Below are 20,338 nucleotides of genomic sequence, written 5' to 3' on the forward strand. Positions count from 1 at the left end.
ACCTGTGAAGGTTCGCCCTTTTTGCATTTCACCCACTCAAATCACAGCTTGGCCTGCAACAGCGCCTCAAGCTTCTCCTGGTCGCGAGCAAACTGACGAATGCCCTCAGCCAGTTTCTCGGTGGCCATCGCGTCTTCGTTGGACAACCAGCGGAACTGCGCTTCATTGAGGCTCAGACGGGCTTCACCGGCGTTGCCTGGGGCCAGTTTGCGCTCCAGCTTGCCGGTATCGGCCGCCAGCTTGTCGATCAGGTCCGGGCTGATGGTCAGGCGGTCGCAGCCGGCCAGTTGCTCGATCTGATTGAGGTTACGGAAGCTCGCGCCCATGACCACGGTTTTGTAGTCATTGGACTTGTAGTAATTGTAGATGCGGGTAACCGACTGTACGCCCGGATCATCGGCGCCGGTGTAGTCGTTGCCATTGGCCTTCTTGTACCAGTCGTAGATGCGGCCCACGAATGGCGAAATCAGGAACACACCCGCGTCGGCGCACGCGGCAGCCTGTGCGAAGGAGAACAGCAGGGTCAGGTTGGTCTGAATGCCTTCCTTTTCCAATACTTCGGCGGCGCGGATGCCTTCCCAGGTCGAGGCGATCTTGATCAGTACGCGATCACGACCGATACCGGCCTTGTCGTACAGCTCGATCAAGCGATGTGCGCGTTTCAGCACGGCATCCTTGTCGAACGACAGGCGCGCATCCACTTCGGTGGAAATACGGCCCGGGATCACTTTGAGAATTTCCTGACCCACCGCGACGCCGAAACGGTCACTGGCCAGGCCGACATCGCCCTTGCAGTCGCTGACGCAGGCGTTCAGCAGCTCGGCGTAGGCCGGAATGGCCGCCGCTTTGAGCAGCAGGGAAGGGTTGGTGGTGGCGTCGACCGGTTTGACTCGGGCGATCGCTTCGAAGTCGCCGGTGTCGGCAACCACGGTGGTGAATTGTTTGAGTTGTTCCAGCTTGGAAGTCATGGGCGTGCTCTGTCCTATGGTTCTGATGACATTACCCGAGCGCTGACGGCCACTCAAGGGTAGGTGCGTGTATCGATGGCCCCTGCGGCAACAACCTGAAAACAATTGTTTGAAAGGCGGGGCGCGGTATCGATGAATACGATGCCAAAACGGCCAACAGGTTCAAAGCAACCGACCTGCGTACAGATCGGTTGCTCAGGAACTACCCGGCGTTCAACAGGGCTTCGACCGACATGCGCGCCGGTTTCGGCTGGCCGTCAGAAGTCAGCAGGCCGAAGTTCTTCTCGCGATCGTTACTGCCGGAATCGCTGTTCTTCCATTCGTAGATGGACGTCAGCGGGATATTGAGTTTTTTAACATCGCCAATAAACGCGTTGATCTTGCTCGCTTGTCCTTCCGGCCCGCCATTGGAGGTGAGCGCCGAAATCCCCCATTCACTGATGATCCCCGGCAGATGAAAGTTTTGCTGAATGAAGTTTTGCGCGTTGCTGATCTGTGTGGCGGTCATGCCGTAGGGGTGATAGGACACCGCGCTCAGGCATTTGGGATATTCGCTGACGATGCGGTTCAGCGCCACGGTTGAAGCCGAGCCGGCGCTAGGTGGGCGGGCGAAGCCGTAGCCGATCACCGGTGTCGATGGCGGTTGCGCCTGCAACGCCTTGCACACGCCGCTCATGAACGGCACAAACGTCGTGTCGAACTTGCCTGTCGGCCAGTAGGTTTCCAGATCGGGTTCATTCCATAGCTCGATCGCCACCAGTTGCTTGCCGTACGACTGTTGCAGCCCTGTCACGGCGTTGCCGAAGCCTTCACCGGCGGAGGTCAGCTCGGCGCTCGATGTGGCCGGTAACGGCTTGATCGCGCGGACCGTCAGCAACACCGGCAGGCTCGCCGATTGCGCCACCGCAAAGGCGTCGCTGACCTGTTTCTGATAAGCCTTGGCCGTCAGGCTGTCGCTCCACACACCGAAGCGGACAAACCCGAAGCCAGCCGATTTGATCTGCGCGGCGTCGGCGGCCGTGAAGTTCTGGATCTTTACTTGTACGCCGATGTTCTTGGCCGGAAGGTTGGGAAACAGCTCGCTGGCGTGAAGCTGGGTCGTAGCCCCCGCCATCATTAACGCCAAAGCGCCGAGTTTTTTGAGAGGTGTTGATTTCATGTCTGTTCTCCCGAAGAGAAGTGACAACTGCGAATAAATGATCTCGTTTCTCAATTTTCGAGTGAGGTAATGGCACTTAGTGCACGAATGTTATTTTTTGTCGGAAAACAATCACTCGAAAATCACAGTTATTTTTAGTCCGCTAATTGTGGTTGGGGGGCTTTTAAACGCTGTGGTACTTAATACTTCGGTACTAACAGGGCGAATCTATTTCTGAGTGCAGGAAGATCTTGAGGGTTCATTCAATTGCTCTTGAGATGTTGGCCGTTTGACATTACACAGGAAAGTAAAACCTTGTTCAGAAAGATCCTTGTCGTTTGCGTGGGCAATATATGCCGTAGTCCGACGGCAGAACTGATGCTGCGTAACGCGCTGGCCCCTTCAGCGATCACCGTCTCCTCCGCAGGCCTGTCGGCGCGGGTTGGCGAAGGTGTCGAAGCTTCCGCCCGGCAAGTGCTGGAAGACCATGGGCATAACGCCGAAGGCTTCAGGGCACGGCAACTGACCGCCGACATCGTCAATGAATCAGACCTGATTCTGGTCATGGAAAAACAGCATGTTAATCAAGTACTGAAGATTGCCTCTCACGCCAGAGGCAAAGTGTTTCTCCTCGGCAAGTGGCAGAGCGAGCGCGAAATACAAGACCCGTATCGTCAAGGCAAGGCCGCTTTTATTCATGCCCATGCATTGATTGAAGATGCTGTTAGCTCATGGGCGCAACGCCTCGCGCGTTGATAAATATTCTTCAGATCAATGAATGGTAAGAACAGACTTATGCAGTTACCGTCCGTCATCGGCACCCGCGACAATGATCAAGACAGTATTGATCTTCTCGGCATATTCGGCAGTTTGATCGACCAGAAATGGTTGATCGGCGCGCTCACCGGCGCCTTTATGGTCACCGGTGTGGCCTATGCAGTGTTGGCCACGCCCGTGTACCTGGCCAATGCGCTGGTGCAGGTCGAGCCGAAAAAGAACGACATGCTCGGGTTTTCCGACCTCAATAGCATGCTCGGCGGGCAATCACCGTCGGTGACCGAAATCGGCATCATCAAATCCCGCGCGGTGATCGGCAAAACCGTCGACGACTTGCGCCTGGATATCGATGTCACCCCCAACACCTTCCCGATGATCGGCGGCTTTCTCGCCCGGCGTTATCGCGGCGAGACTGAGACCAGCGTCGCTGCGCCGCGTTTCGGTTTGACCAGCTACGCCTGGGGTGGTGAACGCCTGGAGTTTGCCCGGCTGAATCTGCCGAAAGAACTGCTGGGCAAGAAACTCACCCTGATTGCTGGCGAACAAAAGCGCTTCCAGTTGCTCGATGACAACGACAACCTGCTGGTAGAAGGCACGGCGGGCGAAGCCTTCGCGCAGGATGGCGTAGAAGGGCAGATCACGCAGTTGTTGGCTAACCCAGGTACGCGTTTCGAAGTGGTGCGCAACCCGCGAATCGTGACCATTCAAGGCTATCAGGACGCGCTGGACATCTCCGAGCAGGGCAAGGAATCGGGGATTATCAAACTGGCGCTGGCCAGCAGCGACGCCGCTGAAGCGGTGAAGATCCTCAACAAGATTGCTGCGCTGTACGTCGATCAGAACGTGCGCCGCACCTCGGCGGAAGCGGCGCAAAGTCTGGCTTTCCTGCAAAGCCAGTTGCCGCAGGTCAAGCGTGATCTGGCCAAGGCCAGCGATGCGTTGAACGCCTACCAGACCCACGGCAAGACCGTGAACATCTCGCTGGAAACCCAATCGGTGCTCGGTCAGTCGGTAGCGCTGGAAACGCGAATCTCCGAGCTGAAAATGCAGCAGGCGGAGATGGATCGCAAGTTCACCAAGCAGCATCCGGCCTATCGCGCGTTGATGAGCCAGATCGGCGAACTGATCCAGCAACAGAAGTCGCTGGAAGGCAAAGTCGGCGATCTGCCCGCGACACAGCAGGAATTGCTCAACCTGACCCGCGATGTCGAAGTGGCCTCGCAGATCTACACGCAGTTGCTGAACAAATCCCAAGAGCTGGACATCGTCCGTGCCGGCGCGGTGGGTAACGTGCGTCTGGTCGACGCGGCGGATGTCGACCTGACCAGTCCGGTCAAACCGAAAAAAGCCCTGATTGTGCTGATTGCCACCTTCCTCGGTGCCTTCGTTGGTGTGGCGCTGGTGCTGCTGCGTAAATCCCTGAGCCGTGGTCTGGAAGGCCCGGAGGCCATCGAGCAACTCGGCTTGCCGGTGTACGCGTCGATTCCGTACAGCGCCTTGCAGGATGAAGAAGACAACAAAAAAGGCCGCGCCCGCGACGGTGTCGACAAACCGGCGTACCTGCTGGCCCTGCGTAACCCGACGGATCTGTCGATCGAATCGATCCGCAGCCTGCGCACCTGCCTGCACTTCGCCGGGCTCGATTCGACCAACAACCGCATCATGATTTCCGGGCCGAGCCCGCAGGTCGGCAAGACCTTCGTCTCGTCCAACCTCGCCGCCGTCATGGCCCTGAGCGGCCAGCGCGTGGTGCTGATCGATGCCGACATGCGCAAAGGACACCTGCACAAAACCCTCAACACGCCGATCACCAACGGCTTGTCCGACCTGCTGGTCAAGCGCTGCAGTATCGATCAGGCGATCAACAAAATCGAAGTCGACAACCTGCACTTCATCAGTCGTGGTCAGGTTCCGCCGAATCCTTCCGAACTGTTGATGCACGCCAACTTCCGCGAGCTGCTGGCGGAACTGAGCGAGCGCTACGACCTGGTGATCATCGATACGCCGCCGCTGCTGGCGGTGACCGATGCGGCAATCGTTGGCCGTGAAGCCGGGATCAGCCTGATCGTCACGCGCTTCGGGGTGAACCCGGCCAAAGAGATCGAACTGACCATTCGCCGCTTCGCGCAGAACGGCATCGAGCTCAAAGGCGCGGTGTTCAACGGCGTCGAGAAGCGCGCCGCCAGCTACTACGGCAACGGCGGCTACGGCTATTACAACTACGAATACGCGTCCGACAAATCCTGACTGTCAGCGACTGCTTTTTCCTGTTTGAAGTGGGTGATTTGTGAAAAAAATACTGCACGTGGCAGAGACGATCAAAGGTGGCGTCGCGACCGTTATCCGCACGATTTCGGCTTCGCCGGAAGGCGATGCGGCGAACTACGAGCTGGTGTATCTGGTCCCGGATGATCAGGCCAAAGAGTTGCACGGCATTGGCGAGCAACAGATCCGCACCTTCCCGCGCACCGGGCGCAATGTACCGTCGTTGCTGCGTTTCGCCTGGCGCCTGACCCAGGTCATGCTCAAGGAAAAACCCGACGTGGTGCATTTGCACAGCACCTTTTCCGGGGTGATCGGCCGTTGCGTGTGTGTGCTGCTGCGACCGTGGCGCAAGCCGAAAATCGTCTACTGCCCGCACGCGTTTTCGTTCCTGATGGAAAGCTCGCCGACCAAGCAGAAAGTCTATGCGTGGATCGAGCGAGTACTGCAGAAAGTAACCGACGTGATCATTTGCGTCAGTCAGTACGAACTCGACAAAGCCGCACGCTTCGGCATCGAGCGCAAGCGCATGACGCTGATCTACAACGGCATTCACCGCAAGGATGATGCGCCGAAAGCGGCGAGTCCCGAGCCGATTCATCTGCTCTTTGTCGGTCGTCTCGATTACCAGAAAGGCTTCGACGTGTTGCTCAAGGCCTTCGCCAATGTGCAGCGCAAAGACTTGAAGCTGACCGTGGTCGGCAGCGCGGTGAACGAGGACGCGGTGGAGTGCCCGCCGATGGACTCTGTTGAATACCTGCCATGGGTCACGCCGAGCGAAGTGCAGGCGCTGTATCAGCAAGCCGATGCGCTGATTGTGCCGAGTCGCTGGGAAGGTTTCGCCATGGTGCCGCTGGAAGGCATGGCCATGGGCTTGCCGGTGATCGCCAGCAACTGCACGTCGCTGCCTGAACTGGTCACCAATGAAGTCTCCGGTTATGTCTTCCCGTCCGGTGATCACCAGGCGCTGGCCGATGTCCTGACGATCATCCAGAAGCCGCGCCTGCTCGACCTCGGCAACCAAGGTCGGAGCATCGTCCGCGAGCGTTTCAGTGCCGCGTTGATGATTCGCCAGACCTACGACCTGTATCGCGCTCCCACTTTTTAAGTAGAACTCAAGCATATGAACGTAACGATTTTGCATGGCTACAGTGCGTCCAACTCCGGTGACGGTCTGCTCGTCGATCTGGCCATCGCGCTGGTGCAGCGCAACTTTGGTGAAGACACCGCGATCAGTGTCGTGGCCTCCGATCCGGACTCTTTCAGCTACTTGCCGCACCCGCGTTTCGACGCGCCGGTGATGGCGGCCAAAGGTTTGGGCCGGGTCAAGCAAGCGGTGTTCCTTAATCAGTCCTACGCCGGGCTGGCGGATCTGTTGAAGAAAACCGACCTGATCGTCGGTGTCGGCGGCGGCTACATGCGCTCGAAAAGTGCTTTCGAACACATCAAGCTGAAACTCGGCCACGCCAAACAACTGGAAACCGCGATCCTCAGCAAAGTGCCGTCGGTGTACTTGCCGCAAAGCATCGGCCCGTTCCATGGCGAGAGCAGTAAGATCGTCGAGCATTACGCCAGTGCTGATGCGGTGTTCGTCCGCGACAATCGCTCTTCGGCGATTTTCGATGCCTGCGCCAACGTCTACCGCGCACCGGATCTGGCGGTGCAGTCGCTGGCGAGCAAAATCCTCCAGCAAGCAAAATTCACCCGCTGCGCGTCTTCGCCAGCCACCGTGTGCGTGGTACTGCGCAAGCCGCCGGAGTGGAGCAAGGAAAAGAAAGTCGCTTACGTGGCCAATCTGAAAGTGCTGCTGCAGCGCCTGAAGAACAAAAGCAAAGTGGTTTGCGCCGTACAGAGCGCGGTGCGTGGCAACGATGACGGTGCGTTTTATCGCGAGCTGGGCATTACCGAAGACTTGCTGTCGTTGAAGGCGACGATTGCCAAATATCAGCCGGACCTGGTGATTTCCGTGCGCCTGCACGGCGCCATCGAATCGCTGCTCTCCGGCGTGCCGGCGTACCACATCAGCTATGAACGCAAAGGCTTTGGCGCCTATCAGGACATGGGTGTCGAGGATTGGGTGATCAACGGCGGCGACATCAATGTCGACACCATCATCAACACGGTTTACGCGCCGAATGCGCTGTCGAATTTCGGCAAACGCCTGACCGACACCTGCCGTGAAATCGAAGCGAAAACCGTGGCCATGGACGACATCATCAAGGGTGTCGTTCGATGATATTTCGGCTGCTGCTTCGCGGCGGAGCGTTAGGCGCGAAGTTTTTGCTGGTGTTGGCGATCACCCATTACCTCGGTTATGAGGCGCTGGGCTTTTACGGTGTGGTGGTCGCGGCGTCGCTGATTGCGTCGAAGTTCTACAGCGTCGGTTTCAGTTCCGAGATCAATCGCTTGATCAGCGTCGGCGGCAGTTCGCGCCGCGTGGTCGACAAAGTTCTGCTGCTGTATCTGGCAGTGGGGCTGGTGCTGTCGGTGGTAACGGTGTTGATTTATTCGCTGTTCCAGACAGTCGAAGCGACCGCCACGCTGATTCTCTGCGTGACCTTGGTGTTGCTCACAGAGCACCTGTCGTTCGAGATCAACTCATTCGTGTTTTCCGCGCAGAAAGCCACGGCCGGCGCATTGCTGTTCTTCATCAAGACCGGTCTCTGGGCGGTGTTGGCGGTGGGCGGGATGATGCTCGGTTGGGTCTCGGGAATCGCCAGTGTATTGTGGCTGTGGGTCGCCGCCAACGTGCTGGTGATCATCGCCGGTTACTTGATCGTGGTGAACGTTCATCACGGCCGAGAAGCCGGGACACTGGCCACCGCCGCCGTGTGGAAAGCGGGATTACCGTTTTACCTCGGCACCGGGTTGATCGCCTTGAGTCAGTACGCCGAGCGGTTTCTGATCGCCGACCTCGAACCGTACGCCAAACTGGGTCAATACGTGTACGCGTGGTCGGCGGCGAACACCTTGCAGGCGTTGTCTTACGCGGTGGTGGCGGTGGTCGGGATTCCGCTGTTGGCCAAGCGTTTTCAGGCGGATCAACAGCCGTTCACGGTCAAGCAACTGTTCATCAACAAGTGGGTCATGCGCTCGCTGGTGGTGTCGGCGGCGGTGGCGGTGGCGATCTATGTGTTTTTCAACGTGGTGCTCGATTACGTCGCTACCAGCGTGCCGCGCCCGGATAACGGCATTCTTGGCGTGCTGATTTTTTCCTTCGCCTTACGGGCGATTGGCGACATTGTCTGGGGCGGTTTGATTGCCTCGAAAAACAGTCGGGTGTCGCTGGCCAGTGCGGCGATTTGCCTGCTGGTGTCAGTGCCGGTCAGCTATCTGCTGATCAAGCATTATTCGATTTACGGCGCGGCGTGGGGCAATGTCTTCGCGATCATCGTGCAGCTTGTGGTGATTGCTGTGCTGACCCGTGCGACCCAGGCGAAAAAGGCCGCATTGTCATGGGCCTGAAGCTGCCGTGCATCGAGTTTCGTGGCAAGCGACTCGATTCGTATGTGTCGTTCCTGATCCTCTTCACCGGGCTGTTTCTGTCAGTGGCCATGCCGCTGCTGATCCCGCGTGATCCGGGTCCGGATGCGATGACCTTGTGGTCGTCTTACGCGCGTGCCGACAACTGCAACTTCTGGAACCCGTTCTCGCCGGATCGCTCGTCCTACGAGTGTTCGGCGTTCCTGCTGCGGCCCACCGGGATCAACCTGACCAATGCCTGGGCCTACGGCATGTTCTGTAATTTTTTCCTCACGGCGATTCCGGTGGTGGTGTTTCGGCGCATGCCGTTGGCGATCTTCGGCACCTTGTGTCTGTGGGGGATTGTGCGCTCGTTTTTCCTGGAGAACCTGACCAAGGAAATCATTGTGTCGGTGGCGGTGTTGAGCATTCTGCTCAGCTCGCTGACGCGTAAATATCGCGGCGGGTTTTTTCTCTCGGCAGTGATCTACGGCGTGCTGATCCGGCCTTACTGGATTCTGTTTTCGCTGTCGTGGGTCGGCGTCTGCGTGATGAAAAAGTACGTGTCGCGCACGACCTTCTTCCTGATGTTGTTCCTGTTCTACCTCGCTGTGGCGATGTCGATCCAGATCGCCCTGGGCTTTCCGGTGTCATCGATTCGCGCCAGTAACAACGAGTTGCGCACGGCGGGCGAGGAGGGCTCGAAATCGTTGATCGTGTCGTGGCTCAGCGGCAGCGACTTCGTTTCGCAGGCGCTGGACTCGATGATCATCTTCTTCCGACTGTCGTTTCCGGTGGAGCTGATTCTGCTCTCGGGGCCGGGGCAGGTGATCTTCGTGGCGCTGATGATCATGACCGCGTTGCTGCTGTTCAAAGTCATCACCTCGACCGACTACAAAGGCGCGCCGATCCAGACCAAGCCCAAGGAACTGATCGCGATCCCGCTGGCGTTTCTGCTGGTGCAAGGCCTGTTCGAGCCGGACTTCGGCTCCTTCGCCCGGCACTTCTCGATGGTGGTGCCGGTGTTGTTTGTCGGCCTGGGCCTGATGCTGCGGGCGAACAAACCGGTGCAGGTTGAATCACGAATTCTGAATTGAGGCAGGTGCTTTATGTCGAGCAAGAAAAAGTCCCTGGAGATTGAAACCCTGCGCGGGCTGGCGTGCCTTTTGCTGGTGCTCTATCACGTCATCGGACCGCTGGGCGGCGGGCTGAAGATCGATATCGGCTCGCCGTTCCGGGTGCTCGCCGATTCGATGGTGTATGTGCGTATGCCGCTGTTCACGTTCATCTCCGGGTACATCTATTCCATCTACAAGATTCGTGGCAATGACTTTTCCGCGTTCTTCAGCGGCAAGGTGCGGCGCTTGATCGTGCCGCTGTTTTGCGTCGGTGTACCGTTCTCGGTGTTGCAAGCGGTGGGGCCGGGGGTGAACAAGGATGTCGGGGTGATCGACGCGTTGTTGTCGTTCTGGGTGCCGATCAACCACTTCTGGTTCCTGCAGGCGGTGTTCATCATTTTCATGTTCGTCGGGCTGCTGGAGTGGCGCGGGATGTTGCGTTCGGCGACGCGCTTGTATGGGCTGTTTGCGTTTGCGGCGCTGTTGTTTCTGCTGCCGCCGTTCAAGTTCGATGCGTTCGGAATTAACGGCGCGATTTATCTGCTGCCGTTTTTTGTCGCGGGGATGATTGGCCAGGAGAATGTCGACGCGTTGAAGCAGCGCTTCAAGGTGATCGGGCCGCTGGTGTTTGTACTGATCTCGTTGACGCTGTTGTATGTGGCGGCGATTGATCGCGAGCTGATTGTTGATCGTCGCAGTTTGATCGGTCTGACTGTCGGTTGCGTGTCGTGCATCGCCTTGCTGTCGAGTGATATGCGCTCGAAGGCGCTGACCTGGCTCGGTGGTTATTCCTACGCGATCTTCCTGTTTCATGTGCTGTTTGCGGCAACGTCACGGTTTGTACTGGGACGGTTGGGGGTGAAGGATGAAAGCCTGCTGGTGCTCGGCGGCTTGAGTTGTGGCTTGCTCGGGCCGGTGGTGTTGTCGATGATTTTCAGCCGGTTCAATTTCACTTCGGTGTTGTTTCTTGGCGAGCGCGCGGCGAAGAAGAAACCGTTGGTGCCTGTCACTTCGGTGGTGCAACCACAAAACAGCTAAGAGCTTCGCGAGCAGGTCGAATCGTCGCACCGTCGCTCCCACAGTGGATCCGTGTCGTACACAAGATCTCTTGTAGGAGCTGCGGCACGCTGCGATCTTTTGATTTTGTTTTTGAAGCGCAGGATCAAAAGATCGCAGCCTCGTTTCACTCGACAGCTCCTACAGTTGATCTGTGTACATCCCGGCATCCAGTGGGCCATTTCAGACTGAAGGAAAATTTTGCATGGTGGCAGTAGATGATGCGCAACACGTCGCAGCGTCGGTGGTTCAGGTGGGCGATGCCCGCGAGCGTTTTGCCCAGTGGCGTGAAGGCAAGGCCGGCAAGGTGTTGTCAGTCTCGGTAATCGGTGACAGCTACACTGCCGGGCAGGATTTCTACCTGAACAAACTGGTGCAACGCGTGGCCGGGGAGGTCGGTTTTGCCGGGCCCGGTTACGTCGGTTTCAACCACGGTGCCGCGCTGGGCGGCACGCATTTCAAATACACCCGCAGCAGTGACAAGTACTTTGGCGGCGACTGGAAGGTTTCAGACCTGGGCCAGGCGAGCCCGGACAGTCGCACGGTAACAGGCCGGCCCGGCGCTTGGCTGCAAGTGGATGCCAACCCGACGCCGCGCATCGATACGGCGGTCACTCAGGCGAAATTGCTTTACCTGGGCACAGGCGAATCCTCCGAGATCCGTTACCGCTGGTCACCTTCAGAAGATTGGCAGCCCATGACGCTGACAGGCGCGGGGGTTCAGGAAGTGCCATTGGCAGGCCTGTCTGCAGCGAAAGACTGGTCCTTCAAACTGGAAGTGGTGAAGGGCGCGCCGACGTTGTTCGGCTTGTGGATGAGCAACGATCAGAGCGGCGTGCGGGTTTCGAAACTGGCGGCATCGGGCGCAGCGTCTGCAGATTTCTATCACAAGGATCCGCAATGGCAGGTGCAGTGGAAAGCTGCCGTGTCGAAGATCCCCGCTGATGTTTACCTGATCATGCTCGGTGGTAACGATCAGGGCTTCGGCGTTAAACCCGCGCAGTACTTGCAGAATGTTCAGGGGCTGGTGGGCATGCTGCGCGAGATTCAACCGCAGGCGAGCATCAACCTGATCATGCGTCAGGACACCACGCGCTCCAGTGCTTACCCGATGTCAGCGTATGCGCAGGTGCTTGAACCGTGGGCGCGGGAGCAGCATCTGGGGTACGCCAACCTGCAATGCGCGTTCGGGCCGGACGTTAAACGCTACGCGGCGGCGATGATTGGTCCGGACAAGATTCATCCGGTACCGGCCACGGGCGGGAAGGTCATTGCCGATTATTTTTATGGCTGGATCACTGGCACCCAAAGCGGTTGCGAAGCTTCGCCACACTGATCGTTCCCACACTCCGCGTGGGAATGCCGCCCGGGACGCTCCGCGTCCCTTCGCTGGGTGACGCAGAGCGTCACTGGATGCATTCCCACGCAGAGCGTGGGAACGATCAGGTGAGAGGAGTTATTCGAAGGCGTCGACCTGCTCGAGCAACTCCGCAATCTTCTGCGGCATCAACCGCGTATCACAACGGGTTTCCACGTTGATGATGATCGCCGGGTCGTTACAGCAAATCCGCACGCGAAAGCGCCAGTCGCTGAAGATCACCTTCAGCCCATCACTGTCATCCATCTCCAGCGCCTGCTCGCCGTACAGCTTTTTCAAATGCGCGAGCAGCGGATAGGGATCGCGCATCGGCCGGCGGATATCCCCGGACGCGGGAAACACGCCAATCCGCTCCACCAGCAGAATCGTGCCCAGCCAGGACTCGTTGGCGCTGGGCAACGGCTGATGGCGTGACAGCCAGCTCATCACCCCGAGGTTACCCACCTCGCGTTCAATCTCTACGGAATGTTGTGCAATGTTCATGGTGGCCTCGTTGAGTGAAGGGAGCCGTCTCAGCGGCCCTTGAGATAGACGTTTTCGTAGCAGAAATTGGTCGCCTGCAAGTAGCCCTCGGCGTCACCGCAGTCAAAGCGCAGGCCTTTGAACTTGTAGGCCAGCACGCAGCCGTTCTGCGCTTGCTTCATCAGCGCGTCGGTGATCTGGATTTCGCCGCCCTTGCCCGGTTGGGTGTCGGCGATCAGGTCGAAGATGTCCGGAGTGAGGATGTAGCGACCGATGATCGCCAGGTTCGACGGCGCGTCTTGCGGGGCCGGTTTTTCCACCATGTTGTTGACCCGGTAGATGCCGTCGGACATCAGCTCGCCGGCGATCACCCCGTACTTGTGGGTCTGGTCGGCCGGGACTTCCTGGATGGCGACGATCGAGCAGCGGAATTTCTTGTACAGCTCAATCATCTGCGTGAGTACGCCGTCACCTTCGAGGTTCAGGCACAGGTCATCGGCCAGCACCACGGCGAAGGGTTCGTCGCCGATCAGCGGACGACCGCTGAGAATCGCGTGGCCCAGGCCCTTCATTTCCACCTGACGGGTGTAGGAGAAGGTGCAGGTGTCGATCAGCTCACGGGTGCCGGCGAGGAACTTCTCTTTCTCGGTGCCGCGGATCTGGTGTTCGAGTTCGTAGCTGATGTCGAAATGGTCTTCCAGCGCACGCTTGCCGCGACCGGTGACGATGGCCATGTGTTGCAGGCCGGCGTCCCGTGCTTCTTCAACGGCGTATTCGATCAACGGCTTGTTGACGATTGGCAGCATCTCTTTAGGCATGGCTTTGGTGGCCGGCAAGAAACGCGTGCCGTAGCCGGCAGCGGGGAACAAACATTTACGAATCATAAAAGTATCCTGGACAGTCATGGAACACAGGCGACAGATGCGCGCCCTAATTAAGGGCGTACAAGTTTCAATGTTGGATTGAAGGCTTACTTTAATACCTGAGTCAGGTTATTAATGGCAAATGCTCGTGACGGTAAAACACGACAATGTTATGAGATGTCGGTAAGTGCCTTATTAGTTATTTTTAGTCGGTATCTGTTGATAGTGATGAGTGCACAGGGAGTGCTAATAAGTAGCGGGCAATACAGTGTGACCTGCAAAAATATTTATTGCCAGTCATTGAACTAGTTTTGTTTTCGGTTGTTGTCGCCTTGTTTGTGTGGATTGTGACACATCTTCAATGAATCAGGCTTGACACGCTACTTGTCACTCATTCAAAGACGGATCGCGCTATGAAGATTCTGGTAACGGGTGGCGCCGGCTATATCGGCTCGCACACCACACTTGCTCTACTTGAAGCAGGTTATGAAGTTGTTGTACTGGATAACCTTTGTAACAGCAGCGAAGCATCGTTGCACGCGGTTGAGGGCATTTGCGGCAAGAGTGCCTGGATGATCCGCGGCGATGTCTGTGACCGGGCACTGCTCGACCGGATTTTCCGTGAGCACAACATCGACGCGGTGCTGCATTTTGCCGGCCTGAAAGCGGTCGGCGAAAGCGTGCGCAAACCGCTCGAGTACTACGAGACCAACGTCAGCGGTAGCATTAATCTGTGCCAGGCAATGGCGGCGGCGGGGGTGTTCCGACTGGTGTTCAGCTCGTCGGCCACGGTGTATGGCGAGCCTGAGCAGATGCCGATCCGCGAGGATTTCCCCACTGGTAATCCGACCAATCCTTACGGCCAGTCCAAGCTGATCGTCGAGAACGTGCTGCGTGACCTGAGCCTGGCCGAGCCGCGCTGGAGCATTGCTTTGCTGCGCTACTTCAACCCGATCGGCGCCCACGCCAGCGGCCATATGGGCGAAGACCCCAATGGCATCCCGAATAATCTGGTGCCGTACATCAGTCAGGTGGCGGTCGGCAGCCTGCAAGAGTTGTCGATCTTCGGCAACGATTACCCGACTGTCGACGGTACTGGCGTGCGCGATTACATCCACGTCGTCGATCTGGCGGACGGTCACTTGAAGGCGTTGCAGTCGATCTCCGGACGCACCGGCATTCATACCTGGAACCTTGGCACGGGCGATGGCTACAGCGTGCTGCAAGTGCTCCAAGCGTTTGAACAGGCCTGCGGGCAACCGGTGCCTTACCGGATGATGCCGCGCCGTTCCGGGGATATCGCCGAGAGCTGGGCCGACGCCTCCAAGGCTGCGAAGGAACTTGGCTGGAAAGCCACGCGCAACTTGCAGGATATGGTCACTGACACTTGGCGCTGGCAATCGAACCATCCCAAAGGCTACTTGGGATGATGGCCATTTAACTCAATGTTATTTTCAGTCAGGTTGTTAGATAACGTCGGGAAATTACACTGGCAATGCCTTTTGCAAGTCCGTAGATATAAACCTGCCGTTCGACTTTTATCAGTTGGGTAAGACTGTGAAAGAACGACGGATCATGTTCGCGCTTTTTGCGGACTTGAACTCACCACCGCTAACTGAGGCCGGTTTTTTAACAGGTCGAATGTTAGAAAGGAGTTGATATGAAAAAAGTGATGGCAGTTGCCCTGTTGACGATGTTGAGCAACTGGGCTGCCGCCGCTGAAGCACCGCTGACAGCGGTAACCAATGTAGGTGGCAACGTGGCGGCTTCTCAAGCGCCCGCAGCCAGTACTGCAATGGTTGCCAGTGCTGTAGCGGCGTCTAACAGCGGTGGCAGTGCCAACGGCGGTACCACCGGTACGACGGGTACCACCGGTACAACCGGCACGCATAACTAACAGGAAGTTCTGTTAGTGCAGTACAAGGTCGCCCGACGCAAGTCGGGTGACTTTGTTTTTGGATTCGCCCTTGAATAGCGTAGTGCCATTATGACTCGTAGTGTTTATCTTTTAATGTTGGCAAGTCTCGCTTTGCAAGGTTGCATGTTTTCCCCCGGTCAATACCTCAGCACCGGCAGCATCACCCGCCAGGGCGCCAGCGAAAGCAGCCGGGTCGAGCTGATTCCGATCACGCCCAAGCTGATTGCCATGAACCGCGCCACGCAAAAGCGTGAGTCGCTGCCGCCGGAGTTGTTGGCGACCCCGGCCGAATACCGCATCGGCAACAACGATGTCCTGTACATCACCGTGTGGGATCACCCCGAGCTGACGGCCCCGTCCGGCGCGCAACAACAGATCGATGCCAACGGCCGTCTGGTGCGCTCCGATGGCACGCTCTATTACCCGTTCATCAAGGAAGTCCAGGCCACCGGCCGGACCATCCAGCAACTGCGCTCGGACATTGAACAGCGGCTGTCGGCATTCATTGCCGAGCCGCAGGTGGATGTCGCGGTGTTGCGTTTTGCCAGCCAGAAAGTCGTGGTCACTGGCGCGGTGGCCAAGGCCGGCCCGCAAGCGATTTCGACCAATCCGCTGAGCGTGGTCGAAGCCCTCGGTTCCGCCGGCATCGATACCAACAATGCCGATTTGTCCGGGCTGTTGCTGACCCGCAACGGCCGCACGTATCCGCTCAACCTCGACTCGCTCAATCAGCAGGATTCCGAGTTGCAGAACGTCTTCCTCAAGGGCGGCGATCAGCTGTATCTGCCGTACAACGACAACAAGCGCATCTACGTGATGGGCGAGGTCAACCAGCCGCGCGCGTTGAGTTTCAAGACCGCGACGATGAACCTCACCGATGTGCTCGGTTCGGTCGGCGGCTTGAGCCAGACCACCTCCAACGGCAACGCGGTGTACGTCATTCGTGGCGTGGAAAACCTCGATGTCGAGCCGGCGAAGATCTACCAGTTGGAAGCTGAATCGCCGACTGCCATGGCGCTCGCTTCGCACTTCGAAGTCCGCCCGCAGGACGTGGTGTATGTCGGGCCTGCCAACGTGACTCGCTGGAACCGTCTGATCAGCCAACTGGTGCCGTCGGCATCGATTGTCGGCACTGGCGCTTCCGCTGCGAAGAACTGGAGCGAATACAGTAACAACAGCAAATAAGGTCGCCGACTTTGAATATTTTGAAAGTTGGCCTGTGCCTGATGGCGGCCTCGTTGTTGTGCGGCTGTAACCCGCTGATGAGCGCTTCGTTGAACAACCTTAAGGCGGCAGTCGTCGGCCCGGATGAGGTCGACGTGTCGGCGGCTGAAGTGGCCGGGGTCAATTATCCGCAAATGAAACTGACCACGCCGTCCGGTTCCGGGGTGCTGGCGCTGGTGCGCGAGCGCGAAGACCTGCAGTTCTGGGTCGCCTCGGGCAAACAGGTTCTGCTGCTGCGCAATGGCCTCGCCGTGCGCAGCATTGGTCTGGGTCTGGAAGGCGATCTCGATGGCACGCGGCTGGCCGATGACTCGCCGTTCAAACAAGGCCTGCACCTCGTCGCCGACGGTTTCACCACGCGGCGCTGGATCGACCTCTACAAGGGCCAGGAAGTCGGGGTGATCGTCAACAGCCGCTTCTCCCGCCGCTCCGAACAGACCCTGCAGATTCTCGACAAGGAATACACCGTGCTGCGTGTCGATGAACAGATTGACGCCCCGGCCATTGGCCTGAGCGCGACCAATCGTTACTGGGTCGATCCGCGTGACGGTTTCATTTTGCAGAGCGAGCAGCAACTGACCTCGCAGTTACGCGTCAAGGTTGTGCAACTGACCCCTGATCGCAGGCACCTGCCGTGATGCGCCTGAAAATATTATCGGCGAGCTTGTTGCTGGTCGCGAGTGTGAGTCAGGCGGCCGTCACGGTCTCGGGCGATGTCGCCAATCCCGGGCCGGTCGCGTTACCAGCCGGCGGGCGCTTGCTCGATGTGATCAGCGAAGCCGTGCCGAATGCCGAAGGTTATTGGCTGGCGGGCGGGTTGCTGCGTCAGTCGCTGATCGAGGAGCAAACGCGGCTGAAGGTCGGCGTGTTGTTTGACCTGGATGTGCTGCAACGCATGTCGATGCTGTTCGATCTGCCGAGTCGGGCGGCGCTGGCGCAGCGTATTGCCGAAGAAGTGCGGCGGATGCCGGTGACCGGACGGCAGATTGCCGATCTCGATCCGGTGGCGCTGGAAGTCGGCTTCGCGCGCAACATTCGCCTCGATGACGGCGATCGTCTGGTTTATCCGCAACGCGTCGACGAAGTGCAAGTGTTGGGCGCAGTCGCCGAGCCGTGTCACTTGCCGTATCAGCCGTTGCAGGAGGCCCGTGAGTATCTGCAAGACTGCTCGATTCTGGCCGATGCCGAAGCCGATTACCTGTGGCTGATCCAGCCCAACGGCGTGTCGCGGCGCGTCGGCATTGCCCACTGGAATCGCGAGTCCGGGCAGTTTCCGGTGGCCGGCAGCAAGATTCTGGTGCCGTTGAAGAATGATGATCTTGATCCGCCTATCCCTGAGCTGAATCAGCAGTTGGCTGAATTTATTGCCACGCAGCTGGCCGAGGTGGTTCGTTGAAGTTACGTTTTGCAGCTGTGTTGTTATTGCCGTGTGGTTTGGCTCATGCAGAGCCGCGCATTACCCAGAATGACTTCGGTGGCACCGGTCTGTTGCAGACGCCGACCGCGCGCATGGCCCCGGCCGGCGAGTTGAGCGTCAACGCCAACCGCACCGATCCGTACAGTCGCTACAGCGTGTCGTTGCAGCCGCTGGACTGGCTCGAAGGCTCGTTTCGCTACACCGCGATCACCAACCGGCCGTACGGCTCGGAGGCCCTCAGCGGTAGTCAAAGCTATAAGGACAAGGCGGTCGACGTCAAAGTCCGGCTGTGGCAGGAAAGCCACTGGCTGCCCGATGTGGCGCTGGGCTTCCGAGACGTCGGCGGTACGGGTTTGTTCTCCAGTGAATTTTTCGTTGCCAACAAGCGCTACGACAACTTCGATTTCAGCGCCGGGATCGCCTGGGGTTACCTCGGTAATCGCGGCGATATCGACAACCCGTTGGGCTACGTCAGTGATCGTTTCGATACCCGTCCGGCCCTGGAAGGCACCGGTGACGTCAACTCGGGTTCGTACTTTCGTGGGCGGCCGTCGTTCTTCGGTGGCGTGAGCTATCAGACGCCGTGGGATCGCCTCAGCCTGAAACTCGAATTCGAAGGTAACGACTACAAGCACGAGCCGAAGGACAACGAGATCAAACAGGACTCGCCGATCAACCTTGGCGCAGTGTTCAAGGTGACTGATTCGGTCGATGTCAGTGCGGCGTGGGAGCGCGGTAATACGGCGATGTTTGGCGTGACTTTCCACACCAATTTCGTCAGCCGCAAGGCACCGGCGAAGACTTACGATCCGACCCCGGAACCGCTGCCGGCGAAGGCACCGACCACGGCGATGGATCAGGTCAACTGGGCCAACGTCTCGCAGCGTTTGCAGCAGAATGCCGGCTACAAGGTCGAGCGCATCACGCAGCGTGATTCCGAACTGATTGTGTATGGCGAGCAGCAGCGTTACTTCCATTCGTCCAAGGCAGTCGGGCGGGCGAGCCGGATTCTCGACAACAGCGTCAACGACGACATCGACTGGTTCACCGTGGTCAACAAGCGCTACGACTTGCCGCTGGAAGAAACCAGCGTGCCGCGCCAGACCTTCCGCGAAGTGATCAACAACGAAGAGCCGCTGCAATCGCTGCACCGCACCACCGAGATCAACCCGGCGATGCCGCGTAACGAAAAGACCCTTTACACCGAAGCGCCGCAGCATTTCAGTTATGGCGTGGGGTTGGGCTTCAAGCAGAACGTTGGCGGTCCGGATGGCTTGCTCTATCAATTGAGCGCCGATGCCGACGCCGAATACCGCTTCAATCGCAACACCTGGTGGAGCGGCTTGCTCAGTGCCAACCTGGCCAACAACTTCGACAAATTCACCTACGACGCGCCGAGCGGCTTGCCGCGTGTGCGCACGGATTTGCGTCAGTACCTGACCACGTCTAACACCACCATGCCGTTGTTTCAGGTCAGCCATGCCGAGCAGTTGGATAAAGATTGGTACGGCATGGTGTATGGCGGTTATCTGGAATCGATGTTTGCCGGTGTTGGCGGCGAAGTGTTGTTCCGCCCGACCGGTGAGCGCTGGTCGGTGGGCGCGGATATCAACTGGGTGCGGCAGCGTGATTTCGATCAGGGTTTTGCGTTGCGTGATTACTCGGTGGTGACCGGGCATATCACCGGGTATACCGATCTGCCGTTCGATACGCTGGCGGCGGTTAGCGTCGGGCGTTATCTGGCCGGAGACTGGGGCGGCACGCTGGACATCTCGCGTGAGTTTTTCAATGGCGTGCGCTTTGGCGCGTGGGCGACGATCACCACGGCGGGCAGCGCGGAATATGGCGAAGGTAGTTTCGACAAAGGCATCTACCTGTCGATCCCGTTCGACGAAATGATGAGCATGTCGACCATGCGCCGCGCCAACCTGGTCTGGGCCCCACTGACCCGTGACGGTGGTGCGCGACTGAATCGCGGCTACCAACTGCACTCGATGACCGATAGCCGGGAAGGGGATATGTTTTATCGGAATTTCGAGAAGATTACCGAGTAAGCGCAGATATCCGAAACACCTCTGAAACCTGTGGGAGCTGGCTTGCCAGCGATGAGGTCGGCACATTCAAGATTGATATTGGCTGACCCACCGCCATCGCTGGCAAGTCGAATCGTCGCACCGCAGCTCCCACAGGTTATGTGTCTAGCCACAAGGCCTGAGCCAACCACAAATCCCCTGTAGGCCTTCGCCTGCTCGCGATAGCGCCCGACCAGCCGACATCCTTGTTGCCTGACCCATC

General features: G+C 58.3%; 18 protein-coding genes. 14 read left to right on the top strand and 4 right to left on the bottom strand.

Annotated features, from left to right (window positions below):
• Positions 1-41 precede the first annotated feature (41 nt).
• Both tal and ACM6JQ_RS04170 read right to left on the bottom strand, forming a co-directional pair.
• Positions 42-968, bottom strand: coding sequence for a transaldolase (gene tal, locus ACM6JQ_RS04165; protein WP_007910528.1), 927 nt, complete (start codon positions 966-968; stop codon positions 42-44).
• A 202-nt stretch (positions 969-1,170) separates the two neighbouring features.
• Positions 1,171-2,127 carry a glycosyl hydrolase family 5 gene (locus ACM6JQ_RS04170; protein WP_123377048.1) on the bottom strand — a complete coding sequence of 319 codons (957 nt, stop codon included), beginning with the start codon at positions 2,125-2,127 and terminating at the stop codon, positions 1,171-1,173.
• A gap of 294 nt (positions 2,128-2,421) precedes the next feature.
• Between ACM6JQ_RS04170 and ACM6JQ_RS04175 the strand changes: the two genes are divergently transcribed.
• The 8 genes from ACM6JQ_RS04175 to ACM6JQ_RS04210 all read left to right on the top strand — a co-directional run bounded on the left by ACM6JQ_RS04175 (position 2,422) and on the right by ACM6JQ_RS04210 (position 12,117).
• Positions 2,422-2,862 carry a low molecular weight protein-tyrosine-phosphatase gene (locus tag ACM6JQ_RS04175; RefSeq protein ID WP_414893268.1) on the top strand — a complete coding sequence of 147 codons (441 nt, stop codon included), beginning with the start codon at positions 2,422-2,424 and terminating at the stop codon, positions 2,860-2,862.
• Positions 2,863-2,901: 39 nt separating this feature from the next.
• Positions 2,902-5,130, top strand: coding sequence for a polysaccharide biosynthesis tyrosine autokinase (locus ACM6JQ_RS04180; protein WP_414893269.1), 2,229 nt, complete (start codon positions 2,902-2,904; stop codon positions 5,128-5,130).
• 40 nt (positions 5,131-5,170) lie between these two features.
• Positions 5,171-6,253, top strand: coding sequence for a glycosyltransferase family 4 protein (locus tag ACM6JQ_RS04185; protein WP_414893270.1), 1,083 nt, complete (start codon positions 5,171-5,173; stop codon positions 6,251-6,253).
• 15 nt (positions 6,254-6,268) lie between these two features.
• Positions 6,269-7,381, top strand: coding sequence for a polysaccharide pyruvyl transferase family protein (locus tag ACM6JQ_RS04190; protein WP_414893271.1), 1,113 nt, complete (start codon positions 6,269-6,271; stop codon positions 7,379-7,381).
• On the top strand, positions 7,378-8,610 hold the full coding sequence (locus ACM6JQ_RS04195; RefSeq protein WP_123377045.1) for a polysaccharide biosynthesis C-terminal domain-containing protein: 1,233 nt from the start codon (positions 7,378-7,380) through the stop codon (positions 8,608-8,610). Before ACM6JQ_RS04190 ends, ACM6JQ_RS04195 begins: the two co-directional genes overlap by 4 nt.
• A complete protein-coding gene (locus ACM6JQ_RS04200) occupies positions 8,601-9,704 on the top strand; it encodes a hypothetical protein (RefSeq protein WP_007910541.1) in 1,104 nt (367 codons plus the stop codon). The genes ACM6JQ_RS04195 and ACM6JQ_RS04200 overlap by 10 nt, the downstream gene beginning before the upstream one ends.
• Before the next feature lie 12 nt (positions 9,705-9,716).
• A complete protein-coding gene (locus ACM6JQ_RS04205) occupies positions 9,717-10,763 on the top strand; it encodes an acyltransferase family protein (protein ID WP_414893272.1) in 1,047 nt (348 codons plus the stop codon).
• A 223-nt stretch (positions 10,764-10,986) separates the two neighbouring features.
• The gene (locus ACM6JQ_RS04210; RefSeq protein ID WP_414893273.1) at positions 10,987-12,117 is read left to right on the top strand and encodes an SGNH/GDSL hydrolase family protein; all 1,131 of its coding nucleotides are present in this window, start codon (positions 10,987-10,989) and stop codon (positions 12,115-12,117) included.
• A 120-nt stretch (positions 12,118-12,237) separates the two neighbouring features.
• Here ACM6JQ_RS04210 and ACM6JQ_RS04215 read toward each other — a convergent pair whose 3' ends face one another.
• Both ACM6JQ_RS04215 and galU read right to left on the bottom strand, forming a co-directional pair.
• Positions 12,238-12,642 (bottom strand): mannose-1-phosphate guanylyltransferase, encoded by a 405-nt coding sequence (locus tag ACM6JQ_RS04215; RefSeq protein ID WP_414893274.1) that lies wholly within the window; start codon positions 12,640-12,642, stop codon positions 12,238-12,240.
• Between the two features lie 29 nt (positions 12,643-12,671).
• Positions 12,672-13,505 carry a UTP--glucose-1-phosphate uridylyltransferase GalU gene (gene galU, locus ACM6JQ_RS04220; RefSeq protein WP_007910549.1) on the bottom strand — a complete coding sequence of 278 codons (834 nt, stop codon included), beginning with the start codon at positions 13,503-13,505 and terminating at the stop codon, positions 12,672-12,674.
• Positions 13,506-13,897: 392 nt separating this feature from the next.
• Between galU and galE the strand changes: the two genes are divergently transcribed.
• From galE to ACM6JQ_RS04250, 6 genes are all read left to right on the top strand, one after another.
• Positions 13,898-14,914: a UDP-glucose 4-epimerase GalE gene (gene galE / locus ACM6JQ_RS04225; RefSeq protein ID WP_007910551.1), complete on the top strand. Its 1,017-nt coding sequence runs from the start codon at positions 13,898-13,900 to the stop codon at positions 14,912-14,914.
• 230 nt (positions 14,915-15,144) lie between these two features.
• Entirely contained in the window at positions 15,145-15,381 is a 237-nt protein-coding gene (locus ACM6JQ_RS04230; RefSeq protein WP_007910552.1) for a hypothetical protein, read from the top strand.
• Positions 15,382-15,525: 144 nt separating this feature from the next.
• The gene (locus ACM6JQ_RS04235) at positions 15,526-16,587 is read left to right on the top strand and encodes a polysaccharide biosynthesis/export family protein (RefSeq protein ID WP_042705001.1); all 1,062 of its coding nucleotides are present in this window, start codon (positions 15,526-15,528) and stop codon (positions 16,585-16,587) included.
• An 11-nt stretch (positions 16,588-16,598) separates the two neighbouring features.
• Positions 16,599-17,264 carry a YjbF family lipoprotein gene (locus ACM6JQ_RS04240; protein ID WP_414893275.1) on the top strand — a complete coding sequence of 222 codons (666 nt, stop codon included), beginning with the start codon at positions 16,599-16,601 and terminating at the stop codon, positions 17,262-17,264.
• Positions 17,264-18,022 (top strand): capsule biosynthesis GfcC family protein, encoded by a 759-nt coding sequence (locus ACM6JQ_RS04245; RefSeq protein ID WP_007910555.1) that lies wholly within the window; start codon positions 17,264-17,266, stop codon positions 18,020-18,022. The genes ACM6JQ_RS04240 and ACM6JQ_RS04245 overlap by 1 nt, the downstream gene beginning before the upstream one ends.
• The gene (locus ACM6JQ_RS04250) at positions 18,019-20,097 is read left to right on the top strand and encodes a YjbH domain-containing protein (protein WP_414893276.1); all 2,079 of its coding nucleotides are present in this window, start codon (positions 18,019-18,021) and stop codon (positions 20,095-20,097) included. Before ACM6JQ_RS04245 ends, ACM6JQ_RS04250 begins: the two co-directional genes overlap by 4 nt.
• Positions 20,098-20,338 lie beyond the last annotated feature (241 nt).

It is taken from the genome of Pseudomonas sp. IT-232MI5 (assembly GCF_949767845.1).
Taxonomy (GTDB): domain Bacteria; phylum Pseudomonadota; class Gammaproteobacteria; order Pseudomonadales; family Pseudomonadaceae; genus Aquipseudomonas.

Coding starts and splice junctions, on each gene's coding strand:
- tal (WP_007910528.1), bottom strand. CDS start 968: ATGACTTCCAAGCTGGAACAACTCAAACAATTCACCACCGTGGTTGCC.
- ACM6JQ_RS04170 (WP_123377048.1), bottom strand. CDS start 2,127: ATGAAATCAACACCTCTCAAAAAACTCGGCGCTTTGGCGTTAATGATG.
- ACM6JQ_RS04180 (WP_414893269.1), top strand. CDS start 2,902: ATGCAGTTACCGTCCGTCATCGGCACCCGCGACAATGATCAAGACAGT.
- ACM6JQ_RS04190 (WP_414893271.1), top strand. CDS start 6,269: ATGAACGTAACGATTTTGCATGGCTACAGTGCGTCCAACTCCGGTGAC.
- ACM6JQ_RS04195 (WP_123377045.1), top strand. CDS start 7,378: ATGATATTTCGGCTGCTGCTTCGCGGCGGAGCGTTAGGCGCGAAGTTT.
- ACM6JQ_RS04200 (WP_007910541.1), top strand. CDS start 8,601: ATGGGCCTGAAGCTGCCGTGCATCGAGTTTCGTGGCAAGCGACTCGAT.
- ACM6JQ_RS04205 (WP_414893272.1), top strand. CDS start 9,717: ATGTCGAGCAAGAAAAAGTCCCTGGAGATTGAAACCCTGCGCGGGCTG.
- ACM6JQ_RS04210 (WP_414893273.1), top strand. CDS start 10,987: ATGGTGGCAGTAGATGATGCGCAACACGTCGCAGCGTCGGTGGTTCAG.
- ACM6JQ_RS04215 (WP_414893274.1), bottom strand. CDS start 12,642: ATGAACATTGCACAACATTCCGTAGAGATTGAACGCGAGGTGGGTAAC.
- galU (WP_007910549.1), bottom strand. CDS start 13,505: ATGATTCGTAAATGTTTGTTCCCCGCTGCCGGCTACGGCACGCGTTTC.
- galE (WP_007910551.1), top strand. CDS start 13,898: ATGAAGATTCTGGTAACGGGTGGCGCCGGCTATATCGGCTCGCACACC.
- ACM6JQ_RS04230 (WP_007910552.1), top strand. CDS start 15,145: ATGAAAAAAGTGATGGCAGTTGCCCTGTTGACGATGTTGAGCAACTGG.
- ACM6JQ_RS04235 (WP_042705001.1), top strand. CDS start 15,526: ATGTTTTCCCCCGGTCAATACCTCAGCACCGGCAGCATCACCCGCCAG.
- ACM6JQ_RS04245 (WP_007910555.1), top strand. CDS start 17,264: ATGCGCCTGAAAATATTATCGGCGAGCTTGTTGCTGGTCGCGAGTGTG.